Origin of the sequence: Brevundimonas subvibrioides (assembly GCF_027271155.1) — a bacterium.
GTDB classification, from domain to species: Bacteria; Pseudomonadota; Alphaproteobacteria; order Caulobacterales; family Caulobacteraceae; genus Brevundimonas; species Brevundimonas subvibrioides_D.
The window spans coordinates 2,803,575-2,819,219 of sequence record NZ_CP114542.1; the positions used below are offsets into that span (position 1 = coordinate 2,803,575).

The 15,645-nt window shown below is 67.7% G+C and carries 14 protein-coding genes; 2 read left to right on the top strand and 12 right to left on the bottom strand.

Annotation, left to right across the window (positions count from 1 at the left end):
- Positions 1-81: 81 nt before the first annotated feature.
- From O3139_RS13925 to O3139_RS13975, 11 genes are all read right to left on the bottom strand, one after another.
- On the bottom strand, positions 82-1,752 hold the full coding sequence (locus O3139_RS13925; protein ID WP_269514700.1) for an alkaline phosphatase family protein: 1,671 nt from the start codon (positions 1,750-1,752) through the stop codon (positions 82-84).
- Positions 1,753-1,833: 81 nt separating this feature from the next.
- Positions 1,834-3,243, bottom strand: coding sequence for an alkaline phosphatase PhoX (locus tag O3139_RS13930; RefSeq protein ID WP_269514701.1), 1,410 nt, complete (start codon positions 3,241-3,243; stop codon positions 1,834-1,836).
- Positions 3,244-3,399: 156 nt separating this feature from the next.
- Positions 3,400-4,320, bottom strand: coding sequence for a photosynthetic reaction center subunit M (gene pufM, locus O3139_RS13935; RefSeq protein ID WP_269514702.1), 921 nt, complete (start codon positions 4,318-4,320; stop codon positions 3,400-3,402).
- A 15-nt stretch (positions 4,321-4,335) separates the two neighbouring features.
- The gene (pufL, locus tag O3139_RS13940) at positions 4,336-5,160 is read right to left on the bottom strand and encodes a photosynthetic reaction center subunit L (RefSeq protein WP_269514703.1); all 825 of its coding nucleotides are present in this window, start codon (positions 5,158-5,160) and stop codon (positions 4,336-4,338) included.
- 117 nt (positions 5,161-5,277) lie between these two features.
- The gene (gene pufA, locus O3139_RS13945; protein WP_013270447.1) at positions 5,278-5,448 is read right to left on the bottom strand and encodes a light-harvesting antenna LH1, alpha subunit; all 171 of its coding nucleotides are present in this window, start codon (positions 5,446-5,448) and stop codon (positions 5,278-5,280) included.
- Positions 5,449-5,530: 82 nt separating this feature from the next.
- Positions 5,531-5,698 (bottom strand): light-harvesting antenna LH1, beta subunit, encoded by a 168-nt coding sequence (gene pufB / locus O3139_RS13950; RefSeq protein WP_269514704.1) that lies wholly within the window; start codon positions 5,696-5,698, stop codon positions 5,531-5,533.
- Positions 5,699-5,812: 114 nt separating this feature from the next.
- On the bottom strand, positions 5,813-7,288 hold the full coding sequence (gene bchZ / locus O3139_RS13955) for a chlorophyllide a reductase subunit Z (RefSeq protein WP_269514705.1): 1,476 nt from the start codon (positions 7,286-7,288) through the stop codon (positions 5,813-5,815).
- On the bottom strand, positions 7,285-8,808 hold the full coding sequence (bchY, locus tag O3139_RS13960; protein ID WP_269514706.1) for a chlorophyllide a reductase subunit Y: 1,524 nt from the start codon (positions 8,806-8,808) through the stop codon (positions 7,285-7,287). The genes bchZ and bchY overlap by 4 nt, the downstream gene beginning before the upstream one ends.
- Before the next feature lie 5 nt (positions 8,809-8,813).
- Entirely contained in the window at positions 8,814-9,806 is a 993-nt protein-coding gene (locus O3139_RS13965) for a chlorophyllide a reductase iron protein subunit X (RefSeq protein ID WP_209322457.1), read from the bottom strand.
- Positions 9,803-10,726: a chlorophyll synthesis pathway protein BchC gene (gene bchC, locus O3139_RS13970; RefSeq protein ID WP_269514707.1), complete on the bottom strand. Its 924-nt coding sequence runs from the start codon at positions 10,724-10,726 to the stop codon at positions 9,803-9,805. Before bchC ends, O3139_RS13965 begins: the two co-directional genes overlap by 4 nt.
- Positions 10,727-10,825: 99 nt before the next feature.
- Positions 10,826-11,926: a methyltransferase gene (locus O3139_RS13975; protein ID WP_269514708.1), complete on the bottom strand. Its 1,101-nt coding sequence runs from the start codon at positions 11,924-11,926 to the stop codon at positions 10,826-10,828.
- A gap of 202 nt (positions 11,927-12,128) precedes the next feature.
- Between O3139_RS13975 and crtD the strand changes: the two genes are divergently transcribed.
- Together crtD and O3139_RS13985 are read left to right on the top strand one after the other, a co-directional pair.
- Entirely contained in the window at positions 12,129-13,655 is a 1,527-nt protein-coding gene (crtD, locus tag O3139_RS13980) for a 1-hydroxycarotenoid 3,4-desaturase CrtD (protein WP_269514709.1), read from the top strand.
- Positions 13,656-13,690: 35 nt separating this feature from the next.
- Positions 13,691-14,593, top strand: a complete 903-nt coding sequence (locus tag O3139_RS13985; protein WP_269514710.1) for a hydratase — start codon at positions 13,691-13,693, stop codon at positions 14,591-14,593.
- An 89-nt stretch (positions 14,594-14,682) separates the two neighbouring features.
- On the opposite strand, the gene bchO is transcribed toward O3139_RS13985, so the two are convergent.
- Positions 14,683-15,579, bottom strand: a complete 897-nt coding sequence (bchO, locus tag O3139_RS13990) for an alpha/beta fold hydrolase BchO (RefSeq protein ID WP_269514711.1) — start codon at positions 15,577-15,579, stop codon at positions 14,683-14,685.
- Between the last annotated feature and the right edge of the window lie 66 nt (positions 15,580-15,645).

Sequence of the window (15,645 nt, forward strand, 5' to 3'; positions counted from 1 at the left end):
CGTTTCCCGAAGGCCTTGTGCCACGAAACGACGGCCTGCGGCAGAACGGTCGAGCCCCGGGAAACAGGAAGTGAGTCGTTGTTACCGAACCGGCTCGACCGCCGGACAGGCCGGGGCACCATAGACGCCGAGATCGAGGCAGAGCCCGTCCACCGTGTCGGCCGGCGTCAGCCCCATCAGATTGGCCAGGCTGGGGGCGATGTCGACCGTCCGGATCTGCCAGAACCGTTCCTGTGCCGGACCGCCCGGGCGCCAGAAGATGATCGGCACGCGGCGGTCATAGTCCCAGACCGAGCCATGGCTGGCGACCGCACCACCGGCCCGGGTCTGGCCGGTCAGATAGGGTCCGTAGGCGATCATGATGTCCGCGCCCTTGTCGGCCACGGCGCTGAGGCGCAGCCGCTGCCGCACCGACAGGGCCTCCGGTTCGACGTCACGGGCGGGCAGGGGATCGGCCAGCAGGTCGTCGATGGCGACGGCATAGGCGACGGTCGGCTCCTGGGCCAGCAGGGCCACGGACGCGGCGACGATCTGTCCGCGCAAGGGTTGCGGCAGCCGGACGTGATCGGCTCCGGCCACGATCAGACCGGTCGAGCCGTTCTGAAGCGGCGCATACATCAGGCCGAATTCCGCCTGCAGGCCGGCGTTGATGCGGTCCATCATCTGCGGGTCGTTGCGGCCGGCGGGCGCGCCGCGCGCGGCCATGCGTTCCGGGGAATCCGAGCCACCGTGATCCGCCGTCAGGACGATGATGGCCCCGCCCGGAACGTCGGCGACCTTGTCCAGGAAGGCCCCCAGGGCGTCGTCCATCCGCAGCAGCTGTTCGCACATCTCCGGCCCCTGGGTGCCATAGGCGTGACCGATCTTGTCGGTGCCCGACAGACTGACGCCCAGCATGTCGGTGGCGCCCCGCCGGCCCAGTTGCTGGCGCTCCAGCAGGTCGGTCGCGGCCGCCAGCGTCGTCTCGTCCAGAGCGGGCGAGTCCTCCAGAGTGTAGTGTTCCGGCGGCAGGTCGGCGTGCAGCACCTCGCCGTACAGGCTGCTTTCACCCGCCAGCGTGCGGCAGAAATCGTGCTGATAGGTCCAGCTTCCGACCGGATCGGCGGTGTAACGCGCACGGTAGGCGGCGTTGAAGGCGGCGACGGGCGCGAGCCGGTCCCCGGCCGTCTGCCCCGGCTCGACATAGGTGGTCAGGCCGAAGCCTTCCTGGATCCAGTAGGCTCCGTCGGGATGGTGACCGGCCAGGTTGATGGCCCCGCGATCCTTGCCCGATACGGCATAGACGCGGCTCTGCGGGCTGATGGACTTCAGCCAGTCGGGCAATATGGTGATGCGGATGTTGTCGGGGCCGACGCGGCCATTCTCGCCCGGTCCGCCGTCGGCCAGCGTATTCTGCGGCGCGGCAAGGCAATAGACCTGAAGGCCGCTGACCGGGTCGATCCATTCATTGGACGGGATCCCCACGGTGGTCGGCCAGGCTCCGCTGAGGACGGTCGCGTGCCCGGGGCAGGTCTTGGTGATGCCCTGGGCCTGGTAGCCATTGGCATAGACCAGACCCTGATCGGCCAGGGTACGCAGTCCGCCCGTGAACCGGCTGCGGTACTGGTTGAACAGATTGGCGCTGAACTGGTCGATGACGATGGTCACGACGAGAGCGGGGGAACGCCCGTTCCCGGCCTCGCTCTGGGCCGTGGCGACGGCGGGAGCCAGAAGGCCGAAGAGAAGGCAGGCGCTGGCGATCGGTCGGGTCATGGCACACCGTAGAGTTTGAAGGTCGGCCCTAGACCCGGGACGCAACAGATGGAAGACGGCCGGCGCACCGGACAGTCCGCGTCAGGCGACCACGGCCTCCCACGGGCCTGTGATGGCCAGGGTGATGCCGGGAAACTGGAGGTTCACGAACAGCGTCCCGCCGTCGGGCGAGAACACGGCACCGGCAAACTCCGAATTGCCGCGGAACGCGTTCCTGGCGATCGTGTAGAGGCGACCGTCGGGGGTGACGCCCTTCAGGTGATTGCGGATCGTGGCCGAATAATTGTCCTCGCACACGATCAGATGGCCCCAGGGGGCGACGACGAGGTTGTCGCCCATGTTCAGGGTGCGTTCGTCGGCACTTTCGACGAACAGCTGGATCCGGCCGGCATTATCCGCCGCACCGGTTTCGCCCTCCAGAGCCGATGGCTGGTAGCGCAGGATCTGCCCGCGCTGCAGCGGCCCGCCCGAGGTGGCGGTCAGATACAGTTCGTCCCTGGCCCAGAAGACGCCTTCGCCGCGCGCGACGAGGGCCGCGCCCCTGGCATGGCCACGTTGACGAAGATCGCCCTTCGGGCTGTCGACGTCCTCCATGTCGATCCACACCACCTCGCGCCAGTCACCGGGCGACCAGAGCCGGGCGTGATGATTGGTGGTGTCGGCACCCAGCATGTCCTTCAGGGCCATGGCCTGGAGCCGGCCGCCCTCGACCAGCTTGCCCGGAATGTTCGGGATGAAGCGGTAGAACAGGCCGTCGACCCGGTCCTCGGTCAGATAGACGACGCCGGTGCGCGGATCGATGCAGACGGCTTCGTGGTCGAACCGGCCCATGGCCTTGAGCGGCACGGGGTCGACGAGGCCGGTCTCGGTCGCCGGCACCTCGAAGACATAGCCGTGGGCCTTGGTCACATCGGCGTCGGCCGGCGTCTCCTCGGTCTCCTCGCAGGTCAGCCAGGACCCCCAGGGCGTCTGACCGCCGCAGCAATTGGTGCTGGTCCCGGCCAGCGACAGATGTTGTCGCACCGTCTGGCCGGTGGCCATGTCGTAGATCAGGGTCGTGGTCCCGCCGGGCAGGGGCCGACCGTCCTTGTAGGTGTCATAGGCGCGGGCGGCATCGAGGCGACCGATCGCGGCCTGGTCGGGACCACCCGGACCCCAGTTGCGGTGACTGGCAGTCGAACCGGTCAGCTCGTGATTGCGGACGAGGGCCACACGCGTGCCCTCCAGGGCGAAACAGCCCATGCCGTCGAACTGTCCGGGCACCACCAGGCCGTCGTCCATGACGTCGCCCCCCTGGGAGATGACGCGATAGGAAAAGCCCTCCGGCAGGTCCAGCATGCCGTTCGGATCGACCTTCAGGGGACCGTAGCCGGCCACCTCGTTGATGTAGGTCTCCGTCCCTCCGGACCGGGCGGCCACATTGCGAGCCAGGCCGCCGAAGGCGGTGGCAGCCGCGGCGGCGGACAGCAGGGTGCGGCGATCGAGACGCATGGGACGAGGCTCCGGACGGGGTTTCTCGATAACTCCCGGGGCAAACCGCGTCATCATGGTTCTGTGACCGCCGTGCGACAAACGATCCGGGGCGCCGGTCGGAAACCGGCGCCCCGTTCATCATCGTGTCTCCAGCCGACCGAGGTCGGCCGCGGATCAGCGCGCGTAGTTGTGCGCGATGGCCCAGTCGTACCAGCTGGGAACAACGGTGCCCGTCAGCAGGATGCCGATGCCGCCCGTCAGGGTGGTCAGGACGGCGAACCACCAAGCCCAGCGGTGGATGGATTCCATCGTGGCGTTGAAGCCCATGGTCCAGCGCCAGAACAGCGCGCCGCGTTCGGCACCCGTGCCGCGGTCGGTGATCTGTTCGACCTCGCGCTCGGACCCGTAGCGGCTGGTGGCCAGGATGGTCGCACCGTGCATGGCGAACAGCAGGGTGGAGCCATACAGGAACACGATCGAGAGGCAGTGGAACGGGTTGTAGAACAGGTTGCCGTAGGTGATCGAGAACGCCCCGGTCCAGTCGAGATGGGGAAAAATGCCGAACGGCACGGCTTCCGACCAGCTGCCCATCATGATCGGGCGGATGAAACCCAGGACCAGATACAGCCAGATCGCCGAGGCGAAGGCCCAGGTGGTGTGGGTGCCGAGGCCCAGCGCCTTGGCCCGCAGGTAGGAGCGGATGCACCAGCTGATCACCGAGACGGTGAGGAAGAAGCCGGCGATCAGCCACCAGCCGCCCTGGTTGAGCGGCGGCAGGATGTTCAACCCCTGCTCGGGCGGCGGCGGATAAAGCCCCAGCCAGGGCAGTTGCCGGACGAATTCGGCCGGGTTCCAGCCGACGCTGGCGAACATGTTGAGACCGATGATCTCGAACGCCAGGAAGCCGGTCAGCAGGGAGATGACCCCGGTCCAGCCCAGGTGCATCGGGCCGATCTGGGCATTGCCGATCCTTCCGATCAGGTGGACGAAGAAGGGCTGGCCGACGCGCCAGTCGTCCCCATCGTTGCCCGGCACGCCCGCTTCGGGGTGACCGTGGACCTGAACCTGGGTGAAGATGTTCTGATAGGCGGACATTGGTTCCCCCCTCCCCTATTGCCAGATCGGCAGGTTGCGCCAGCCGTCCCACCACTCGGGCCAGCCCGCCGACCAGACCGGTCCGCTGATGATGATGCAGACCGCGCTCCAGAACCCGGCCGAAAGCGCCAGGAACAGACCGACGCGGTGGATGCCCAGGGTGCCGACCGAATAGCCGATGAAGTCGCGGAAGAAGGTGTCCTCGTGCTCGGGCTGGCGCACCGGCTTGCCCGGGCCAGGGTTGGTCGCGGCCAGAACCAGCGAGCCGTGCAGCGCCAGCGCCATCGTCGTCGTGAAGAAGAAGCTCACGGCGATCATGTGGGCAGGATTGTAGTGGAAATTCAGATACTGGTAGCCGGTGTTCGACACCCAATCCAGATGGCTGAAGATGCCGTAGGGGAAGCCGGTGCTCCACGATCCCAGGAGCCAGGGACGGATCACGTTCAGCGTCACATAGGCCAGGATGGCCACGCCGAAGGCAGCCGGAACATGCAGGCCGATGCCCAGCTTGCGGCAGATTTCGACCTCTCGAAGCGCCCAGGAACAGAAGGCTCCGACGGCGCAAATGGTGACCAGCTGCCAGATTCCGCCCTCGCGGAGGGGGGCCAGCGACAGGCCATATTTGATATCGGGTGGATTGATGGTGATCAGCCACGGGTTCCAGGTGTCGCCCAGCGACGCCCCGTAGAAGATCAGCGCGGTGCCCAGAGCGGCGAAGAAGGCCGTCGTGACTCCGAAGAAGCCGACGTAGAATGGCCCGACCCAGAAATCGAACATGTCGCCGCCGATCAGGGTACCGCCCCTGATTCTATATTTTCGTTCAAAACTCAGTAAGGCCATGACCGTCTCCGTCCGTCTTCTCGCCCCGCGAGATGGACATCTGTTGCGATAGCGGTCGCGTCGGACGGAACCGGATCGCTCCGTTTCCGCCCGCGCGCCGCATCAGCGGATTGCCCGTCAGGGTGCGGCGGCAGAAGCCGCAGCGGGTGTGGCCTGAGCGCCGTCAATCCAGTTGTACCGAGGCGAGCTGAGCAGGATGAAGTGGATCAGCAGAGCCAGGGTGAACAGGAAAACGGCGAGCGCGACCAGCGCCCGACGGGGATCGAAAAGGAGCCAAATTCTCCACATAACTGTAGTCCTCCATAGCCAGCGAGTGGCTTTGTTGGCGACGGCAAGGAATTAATCCCTGCCGACTGGGTTGGGTGGAGACCTAGGCTGCGAACCAGGGCCGCCAGTACCAGACCAGAACATGCGCCACGATCGCGATGACCGTGAAAGCAATGAAGCTGGTCATGAAGAGGCCGTGGAATTCCTTGGCCGCTTCTGGCGTGAGTCCGGTGAGGGACCCAACTGGTCTTTCATCAGGTAGATGAGACATCTCTCCTCCTTTCGTTGGAGCGGGTCTTCGTCCACGAGGAGATCTCGTGGTCGTTTCCGAAATCCGGACAAGCCGGACGTCGGAACTTTGGGTCCGGGCGGATCGGGCGGCGCATCAGGCGGCCCTCCCGTCCAGGACAATGGCGTTGGCGACATGGAGGCGGTCCAGCGTGACCCGGTCCTCTCCGGCCTGACGGGCGGCGCGTTCGGCCGTGTCCCTCAGGCGCTTGGCCGCGGAAATTCTGACGATGATCGGATGGGAGGCGACGAGCTTCTCGAGTTCGTCGGCGGCCGCCTCTTCCCAGTGCAGTTCGGCATGCGGACGGGCCAGGGTCGGCTCGACCTTGTCCATCTGGGACGCCAGGGGAAGGATGTTGAACAGGGCGTCGAACAGGGCGTTGCAGACCTCCTGGACCAGGTAGGTGCAGCCGCCGTAGCCCATGAAGGGCGTGCCGGTATGCCGGCGGATCGCAGCGCCCGGGAAGGAGGCGGGCACCCAGACGCCGGACGGGCCGAACCCGCCGCCGCCCTGAGAGGCCTCGGCCAGATAAATGCGTTCGTTGATGCTGCCGAACAGGACCAGAGGCTTGGTCTCGCGGACCAGGCGGCTGATCTCGGCATTGTCGGTCTTGGTCCCGGCGCAGCGGGCGATGGCGAACTGGCAGGGCAGGCCGAGATCGTCCTCGAGGAATTTGCGGACGCCGCGCGTGTATGTCTCGTTGGCGACGATGGCGAAGCTGGCGGTGGCGAAGAAGTCCTGGGTGACCGAGCGCCACAGGTCCCACAGCGGCTTGATCGTCGTGTGCTTCTCGCGCTCGATGAAGGGCTCGGGATCGACACCGGTCATCTGGCCGAGCTGGCGCAGGAACAGGGTCGTGGACTCGAGGCCGATCGGGGCCTGGAGATAAGGTTTCTCGAGTGCCTCGCACAGCCCCCGTCCGAACTCGCGATACAGGCAGACGTTGACCTCCGCGTCGGCCAGATTGCGTACGTCGGCGAGGTGGCTGCCCAGCGGGAATGTCATGTTAACCTGACATCCGATGCCCTCGATGAGACGGCGGATCTCGGCGAGGTCGGACGGCATGTTGAACACGCCGTACATCGGACCGATCAGGTTCACGCGCGGCCGGTCGCCCTCGGCGAGCGGGCGCGGGCGCGGCATCTTCTTGGGTCCGAACTGGGTCCACAGCCAGGTCAGGGCGCGGTCGGCCGACTGCCACTGATCCTCGTCGATCGTGCGCGGCAGGAAGCGCTGGATGTTGGTGCCCTCGGGCGTCACGCCGCCGCCGATCATCTCGGCGATCGAGCCGGTGACGACGACGGAGGGCAGATCCTTGTCGAGGGTCTGCCAGGCCCGCTTCATCGCGCCTTCGGTGCCGTGGCGGCCCAGCTCGTCCTCGCCCAGACCGGTGACGACGATGGGCAGTTCGTGCGGCGGCAGGCCGTCGGTGTAGTGCAGGACGGAGGTGACCGGCAGGTTCTCGCAGCCGACCGGGCCGTCGATGATGACCTGCAGACCCTTGATGGCGGTGAAGGCGTAGACCGCGCCCCAGTAGCCCCCCGCCCGGTCGTGATCGAGGATCAGCGTCATGTGCCGACGTGCTCCTCGGCCTTGGCGGCGGCCGCCTGAAGCTTGGCGTAGCGGGCCTTGAACTCGGGGCGGGCCACCGGGGTCTCGGACCAGATGCCGGCGGTGTCGCCCTTGCCGACGCCCTCGAAGAAGGAGGTCATCCTGTCGAACCGGGCCTTGTTGCCGATCGCGGCATTGATGACCTGGGCCAGCGACCCGGCGCCTGCCGGGCCCATGAGCGGCCGCGCCGAGATCAGGTTGGTGAAGTACAGCGCCGGGATCGACAGCGACTTGGCGTGCTGGACCACCGGCGTCGTGCCGATGGCGAGGTCGGGCCGGATCGCATCGACCGCCGACAGATCCTGTTCCAGCGAGGCGCGGTAGTTGACGGTGACGCCCCGGGATTCCAGCCAGTCGCGGTCGGGGTCAGACCATTTCGTCTGCGGGCAGGCGGTGCCAACGTATTCGACCTCGGCACCACTCTCGATCAACAGGCGCGCGACCAGAAGCTCGGAGCCCTCATAACCCGAGACCGTGATCCGTCCCTTGATCGGCGAACCGGCCAGGGCACCCCCGATGGCACCCAGCATGGCGTTCTTGATGCCGTCGATCTGGCCCTGGGGCACGTCGCAGGCCTCGCCGATGGCCTGGAGCCAGGCGGCAGTGCCGTCGCGACCGACCGGCGCCGAGCCGACGACCTTCCGACCTGCCGCTTCGAACTCGCGGACGCTGGCGGTGTAGAAGGGGTGAATGGCGGCGACGACGGCGCAGTCCAGGGCAGCATAGAGTTCGCGCCATTCCCGGGTCGGGACCACGGGTCCGGCGGCCAGACCCATCGGCTCCAGCATCCGGCCGATGATCATGGGGTCGGCGGGGAACATCTCGCCCAGCAGGGTGACGGTCGGCTTGTCGGTTCGTTCGCGCGGCGCGGCGACAGGACCGGCCTCGGCCTCCTTGCGCGCATAGTTGAGCATGGCACCGGCCAGGACGTCCTTGGCCTCGGCGTGGGTCGGGATGCCGAAGCCCGGCACGTCGATGCCGACGATGCGGACGCCATTGATCTCTTTCGGCAGCAACTGCAGCGGGACGCCCGACGCCGTCGGGACGCACAGATTGGTCACGACGATGGAATCGTAGAGTTCCGGGTCCGCCATCTGGAACACCGCGTCGCGGATATCCTCGAACAGCTTGCCGGTGACCAGGCTCTCGGAGTTGAACGGCACATAGCCGACCGAGCGGCGGGCACCGTAAAAATGGCTGGTGAAGGTCAGGCCGTAGACGCAGCAGGCGGAGCCGGAGAGGATCGTCGCGGTCCGCCGCATGCGCAGGCCGACGCGAAGGCTTCCGAAGGCCGGGCACATGGATTGCGGCTGGTCGTGGGGGCCGACCGGATAGTCTTTGGCATAGCGGGCCAGGACTTCGGACTTGCCCGCCCTGGACGCAGCCGCCGTCAGCTCGGCCTTGCCGCCATGGCAGCCGCCATCGCGCGAGACGGGCTCTGCGGCGTGGTCGTTGGCGATGGGGGCGGGACCGTCGGCCATGGCGATCAGACGGCCTCGTCGTAGATGACTTCGAGCGAGGCCCGCGGCACGAAATCGACGCCGCGCATGTCGCTCTGGGTCGCAGGGATCAGGCTGACCGCGCCGCCCGTCTGTTCGGGGCTGAACAGACCCAGCAGGCCGTCCTGCGTCAGCGGTTTGGGATGCTGCGGCAGCGACCCGGCGACCGCCTGGGCCAGGCCGGCGAACAGGCTGCCCCATTCGCTGTCGGGGGTGCCGATGATCTGATAGTTCGCGGACTTCCGGCGGATGTCCTCGTTGGCAGGGATCGAGGCCAGGACCGGGATGCCCACGGCGTCGGCGAAAGCGGCGGCTTCACCGGTGCCGTCGTCCTTGTTGATGATCATGCCGGCCACGCCGACATTGCCGCCGAGGCGACGGAAGTATTCCACCGCCGAACAGACGTTGTTGGCGACATAGAGCGACTGCAGGTCGTTGGACCCGACGACGATGACCTTCTGGCACATGTCGCGGGCGATCGGCAGGCCGAAGCCGCCGCAGACCACGTCGCCGAGGAAGTCGAGCAGGACGTAGTCGAAGCCCCAGTCGTGGAAGCCCAGCTTCTCCAGCAGTTCGAAGCCGTGGATGATGCCGCGTCCGCCGCAGCCGCGACCGACTTCCGGCCCGCCCAGCTCCATGGCGAAGACCCCGTCGCGCTGGAAGCAGACATCCTCGATCCTGACCTCTTCCCCGGTCAGCTTCTTGGCGGCCGAGGTCTGGATGATGGTCGGGCAGGACTTGCCACCGAACAGCAGGGAGGTGGTGTCGGACTTGGGATCGCAGCCGATCAGCAGCACCCGCTTGCCCTGCTGGGCCATCATGTAGCTGAGGTTCGACAGGGCGAAGGACTTGCCCGAACCGCCCTTGCCGTAGATGGCGATGATCTGGGTTTCCTTGGTGACCTCGCCCGTGTGGACGGGATCCGGCTCCTGCTTCGCCTCTTCGCGGAGCGCCTTGTGGGAAATCAGGGTGATGGTCATGCGCAATTCCTCCAGTCGAGGATCATCTTCAGGCAGTCGGGTTCGCCGAACGCGACGGGATAGGCATCGTTCGCTTCGGTGGCCGCCATGCGGTGGGTAATCAGGCCATCCAGGCTGAGCGCGCCCGAAGTGATGAGGTCGGTGACGCCTGTGACGTCTTCCGGCCTGAACTCGGCAGCGATGCGGAACCGGGCTTCCTTCATGAAGGCCATGGGGAAGGCAAAGGACAGCCGCGCTTCATAGAAACCGGCCAGCACGATCTCGCCGCTGCGCGCCAGCCGCGCGACCAGGTAGTCCATCAGGTCCTCGGCCCCCGAGGCGTCGTAGATGCTGCGATAATCGCGGCGGTCATCAGCGTCGGGATGGATGGCCACGCCGTTGCGTCGAGACACATTTGTTTCCCAGACCGTCGGCCTGGCGTGGCCCATGGCCTCGGAGATGCGGAGCAGCAGACGGCCCAGGGTGCCGTAGCCGACGATGAGGTCGGGGGCCGTGCCGCCGACGATGGCGTGATAGGCGGTGGCCGCCAGAGACAGCAGGACGCCCCGGTCACCGAGGCCGTCGGGCAGGGTAACCGTGCGCGCCTGGGGCGTGATGAGCGTTTTGGCCGCGCCGCCAAACAGGCCGCGCGCGTCGATGAAATGGGACGATCCGGGGACGAAGACGCGCTGTCCAATGCGGGCCCGCGCGTTTTCTCCGGCATCGACGATCTGGCCGACAGACTCGTATCCGGGGACCAGAGGGTAACCGAGGCCGGGAAAATGGGGCATGCGCCCGTCCCACAGAAGGCGTTCGGTTCCGGTCGAGATTCCGCTCCAGTCCACATCGACGACGACGTCGTCGGGACCGGCAGGCTTCAGGTCGAGGCGGCGGAGCGCCAGCTGACGGGGCTCCTCCAGTACGACGGCCAAGGTGTTCATCGGATCGCCTTCGGGATGCGCACCCCCATAGGCACCCTTCCCGAGTGTCAGCTTAGATTGACAGTTTATGTTGTCAAATCCTGATTACACTTTTGAGCGTCAGGCGCGGGCGACAATCAGCCCTGCGATCATGGGCATGGCCGTGGAAACCCGACGGGCCGTCGAGAATCCGGCCTTGCGGCACATGCCGATCACTTCACGTACGGGACGGGGGCGGCCCGATCCCATGGCCAGCAGATACATGCCGAAATAGGCGTCCCCGACCCGCTCGGCCCCCGGCTCGGCGGCAAAGGGCTCGCCGATCAGCAGGGTCGCACCGGGGTCCAGCGCCTTGCGGACGGCACGCAGGATGTCGAGTGCGGGTCCATCGTCATGATCGTGCAGAATGCGGATCAGGCTGATGACATCGGCTCCCCGCGGCAGGGGATCGTCAAAGAAACTGCCGCCGGTGGCCTCCAGCGCGAGGCCGTCGGCGGCGAAGGCGGCGCGGGCGCGGGCGGCGACAGGCGGCAGGTCGAACAGCGACAGGGACAGTCGGGGCGCGCGGGCGGCGACGGCGCGCAGGAAGGTCCCATGCCCGCCTCCGACATCCATCAGGCGGCGGTGACGCGAGACGTCGTATGCGTCCAGCACCTGGGCCGAGACCATGGCCTGGGACGCCGACATCAGCTGCGAATAGGCAGCGGCCGCCTCGGGGTCCGGCGTTTCGCCGTCCGCATAGGGCCAGTAGCCGGCAAGCGCCCCCCCGCCACCGCCCCGCCGTAGCAGGGCCAGGGGATCGGCAAGATCGGCATAGAGAAGGGCGTGATGTTCGATCATGGCCGCGACGCCGGGGGCACCCAGCAGAGCTGCGCCTTCCACGCCGAGCGCATAGCGATCGGGACCCGCTGGCTCGGCCAGCTTCAGGGCCACGGCGGCGCGGACCAGCCGGCGCGTGGCGGCCTTGTCCAGCGCGACGAGCGCCGACAGATCGCCGACCGACGCGGGGCCTTTCGCCAGTCGCTCAAGCAGGCCGGAGCGGACGCAGGCCTGGGCGATCTGCGAATAGATGAAGCCCGCCGACAGATCGAACAGGGCCTGGGCGCGCCGGCGCGCCACGGGCCGGGTCAGCGGAAACCGCGACGCCCAGCGCTGGAATCCGGGATCGCCGATCAGGCCGTTTCGCCATGCACGCCAGCGGTCGCGGAAGGTCTCGGTCATTGATGCATCAATCCTCCCCCATCGGAGGAGGGGGACTGCGAAGCGGTGGAGGGGGCCAACCGCGCACGCCGGAGTCTGGTTCGGGCCCCTCCGCCATGTCGCGAGGCCGCGACATGCCTTGAGGATCACATCGTATACGATGTGACCGCAAGCCCCCGCCGGAGGAGGATTTCGCTTGTGTCAATCAAAGTGGACACCTTTAGTGTCGGGTCAACAGGACACGGGAATGCCGGGCGAGCGGGTCGTCATCATCGGGGCGGGAATCGGAGGCTTGAGCGCCGCCGTCGATCTGTGCGCGCGCGGCATGGACGTGACCGTGGTCGAGCGATGCGCCACGGCCGGTGGCAAGCTGTCGGAAATCCACACCGACGGCGTCGGTATCGATTCGGGACCGACGGTCTTCACCATGCGCTGGGTGTTCGACGCCCTGTTCGCGGCGGCGGGCGCTTCGCTGGACGATCACCTGAGCGTGCGCCGGTCCGGGACCCTGGCGCGGCACAGCTGGCCCGACGGCTCGACCTTCGACCTGTTCGCGGACCTGGAGCGCTCCGTGGAGGCCGTGGGCCATCTGGCGGGCGCGGCGGAGGCGAAGCGGTTCCGGGCCTTCTCGAAGCGGGCGGCCCTGATCTATCGCGTGCTGGAAGACCCCTTCATCAGAAAGGCCAAGCCCAGCATCCTGGGTCTGACGCTGGATATCGGCCTGCACCGGCCGGCCGATCAGTGGAGCATCATGCCGTATCGCTCCATGTGGTCGGAGCTCGGCAGCTATTTCAGGGACCCGCGCCTGCGACAGCTGTTCGGCCGCTATGCGACCTATTGCGGAGCGTCGCCGTTCAAGTCGCCCGCCACCCTGATGCTGATCGCCCATGTGGAACAGCAGGGCGTCTGGCTGGTGGACGGCGGAATGCAGCGGATCCCGGAGGCTCTGGCCGGGCTTGTCGGAAAACTGGGCGGGACGATCCGGTATGGAGAGACCTGCGCGCGGATCGTGCGTGACGGCGATCGGGCGGCGGCGATCGAGCTGGCGTCCGGCGAACGGATCGCGGCCGATGCCGTCATCGTCAATGCCGATCCGGCGGCGGTGGCGGCGGGCTGTTTCGGCGCCGATGTCTCCCTGGCCGTAAACCCGACGCCGCCGCGGACCCGGTCGCTGTCGGCCATGACCTTTTCCTTCACGGCCGAGGACGTGGCGGCGCCCCTCGTGCGACACAACCTGTTCTTCTCGCCCGACTATGTCGCCGAGTTCGACGCGCTCCATTCCGGGCGGATGCCCGAGATCCCGACCGTCTATGTCTGTGCCCAGGACCGGGCCGACGGCGACGGACCACCCCGGACGAACGGCCCCGAACGCCTGTTCGCCATCGTCAACGCGCCGCCCGACGGCGACGTCCACACCTATTCTTCCGAGGAAATCGAGACATGTCGCTCGCGCACCTTCCGCTCGATGGAGCGCTGCGGGGTCAGGCTGGACCCCCGCCCCGGGACGATGGCGGTCATGACGCCCGACGCCTTCGAGAAGCGCTTTCCGGCGACGGGTGGCGCGCTCTACGGGAGGGCGGGGCACGGCTGGGACGGAGCCTTTCGACGGCCCGGAGCCCGTACGCGGATGCCGGGACTCTATCTCTGCGGCGGTGCGACGCACCCTGGGGCCGGCGTGCCGATGGCGGCCCTGTCGGGACGCTCTGCGGCCTCGGCCGTCATGGCGGACCGCGTTTCGACGCCGGCGTAAATCCGGGCGGCTATGCCTGGTGGTACGTCGATGCGATGAGCGCCGACGGGCGCCATGGCCTGACCATCATCGCCTTTGTCGGCAGCGTGTTCTCGCCCTGGTATGCCTGGTCGGGGCGCGGTCGGCCTGAAAATCACTGCGCCCTGAATGTCGCCTTCTATGGCCCGGACTGCCAGCGCTGGACGATGACGGAGCGGCCCGCCGGCCAGGTGGAGCGCGAGGCGCGCCACATCCGGATCGGCCCCAGCAGCCTGTCGTGGGATGGCGACGATCTGGTCATCCGCATCGACGAACTCACCGCCCCCGTGCCGCCGATGCCGATGATCCCCAGGCCCCTGCGCGGCACGGTGCGGGTCACGCCCCATGCGATCAACGGCACGGCCTTTCCGCTTGATGCAGCGGGCAAGCACGTCTGGCGGCCCATCGCACCGCGCGCCCACGTCGCGGTGACGATGGACGAGCCGGGTCTGACCTGGACCGGCGAAGGCTACCTGGACACCAATGGCGGGACCGAACCGCTGGAGGATGCGTTCGAGGTCTGGGACTGGTCGCGCGCCCACCTGAAGACCGACAGCGCGGTGCTGTACGACCTGAAGCGCAAGGACGGATCGGCCCTGTCGCTGGCGCTGAAGTTCGACCGGCACGGCGTGCCCGAGACGGTCGAGCCACCGCCACACGCGGCCCTGCCGCCGACCGTCTGGCGAATGCCGCGCCACACCCGCGCCGATGCCGACCAGCCGGTATCGGTGGAGCGGACCTGGGAGGACACGCCCTTCTATTCACGCTCGACGATCCGCACCCATCTGCTGGGCGAAGCCTGCGAGGGCGTGCACGAAAGTCTGTCGCTGGGGCGGCTCAGGTCACCCCTGGTCCGGGCCATGCTGCCCTTCCGCATGCCGCGCTCGCTCCGCCGCCCGGGCCCGGTCTCTGGCCTGTGACCGGCGGAGCGACGTCAGCTCCCAGATCGCCCAGGCCAGCACCACCCCGTGGCCGAGCACCAGCTCGATGAAGAAGAAGCGTTCGCCGCTCATGCCGTCTCTCCCGACACCAGGCCATGGGCCGTGGCGACATCGTCGATGATCGCGGCCACCTGGTCGGGCCGTTCCTCATGCGCCAGATGGCCAAGGCCGGGCAGGGTCACGAGGGTGGCCCCCGGCAGGGATGCGCGGACCTCACCGGCCACCGAGGGCGGCACCGCCTGATCGCGCGAGCCGACGACCAGGGTCAGGTCAGCGCGGAGCTGTGGCAGGGCGCGCAGCATGTCGGAGATGTCCCAGCTTCCCATCATGCCAAGAGTCCCGGCGACATGGCCGGGCTTTCGCAACAGGCGGGCGTAGAGGTCGATGCCCCGGTCGTCGATCACCGAGCCCGTGCCCCGGATCAGGCGGGCGACGCGGTTCCGGTCCCGCGCGGCCGAGGCGAACAGATGCACCGCCAGCGGGTTGACGAACAGGCCCATGGCCAGGCCCCTGAACAGGGGGGCGACGGCCCCGGCGAAGGGTTGCAGCGCGCCGTTGATCGCGATGACCGGTGCCTCTCCGAACCGGCCGTCGAGCGACATCCTAAGAGCAATGGCCGCCCCGGCCGAATGGGCGACGACGATCGACGGCCGAACGTCCAGGGCTTCGATCAGGGCGGTCGTGCGCCGGGCCATGGCCCACAGGGACAGACCGTGGTCGGGCGGCATGGCCGTGAACCCCTGGCCGGGCAGATCCGGAGCGACCACGGTGAAGCGGTCGGTGAGCAGCGGCGTCAGATCCCGCCAGCTGTGGGTCGCGGCCCCGGCTCCGTGCAGCAGAAAGACCACCGGCCCCTGACCGGAGACCTGCACATGCCAGCGCAGGTCGCCGACGGTCACGAACCGGCTGGCCGCGCGATTGGGCCAGTCGCGGCCCTCGACATCCCAGTTCGGACGCTCGCTCACATCGTCACCTTACGGAGACGTCGCCCGACGGCGCCATCGCCGAGGTCCGCCCGCCCGAGGGTCGCT

Bases quoted from the DNA above. Each gene is read 5' to 3' on its own strand.
- bchC (WP_269514707.1), bottom strand. From the start codon at position 10,726: ATGAACACCTTGGCCGTCGTACTGGAGGAGCCCCGTCAGCTGGCGCTC.
- O3139_RS13965 (WP_209322457.1), bottom strand. From the start codon at position 9,806: ATGACCATCACCCTGATTTCCCACAAGGCGCTCCGCGAAGAGGCGAAG.
- O3139_RS13985 (WP_269514710.1), top strand. From the start codon at position 13,691: ATGAGCGCCGACGGGCGCCATGGCCTGACCATCATCGCCTTTGTCGGC.
- pufB (WP_269514704.1), bottom strand. From the start codon at position 5,698: ATGTCTCATCTACCTGATGAAAGACCAGTTGGGTCCCTCACCGGACTC.
- pufM (WP_269514702.1), bottom strand. From the start codon at position 4,320: ATGTCCGCCTATCAGAACATCTTCACCCAGGTTCAGGTCCACGGTCAC.
- O3139_RS13930 (WP_269514701.1), bottom strand. From the start codon at position 3,243: ATGCGTCTCGATCGCCGCACCCTGCTGTCCGCCGCCGCGGCTGCCACC.
- bchY (WP_269514706.1), bottom strand. From the start codon at position 8,808: ATGGCCGACGGTCCCGCCCCCATCGCCAACGACCACGCCGCAGAGCCC.
- pufA (WP_013270447.1), bottom strand. From the start codon at position 5,448: ATGTGGAGAATTTGGCTCCTTTTCGATCCCCGTCGGGCGCTGGTCGCG.
- O3139_RS13975 (WP_269514708.1), bottom strand. From the start codon at position 11,926: ATGACCGAGACCTTCCGCGACCGCTGGCGTGCATGGCGAAACGGCCTG.
- bchZ (WP_269514705.1), bottom strand. From the start codon at position 7,288: ATGACGCTGATCCTCGATCACGACCGGGCGGGGGGCTACTGGGGCGCG.
- O3139_RS13925 (WP_269514700.1), bottom strand. From the start codon at position 1,752: ATGACCCGACCGATCGCCAGCGCCTGCCTTCTCTTCGGCCTTCTGGCT.
- pufL (WP_269514703.1), bottom strand. From the start codon at position 5,160: ATGGCCTTACTGAGTTTTGAACGAAAATATAGAATCAGGGGCGGTACC.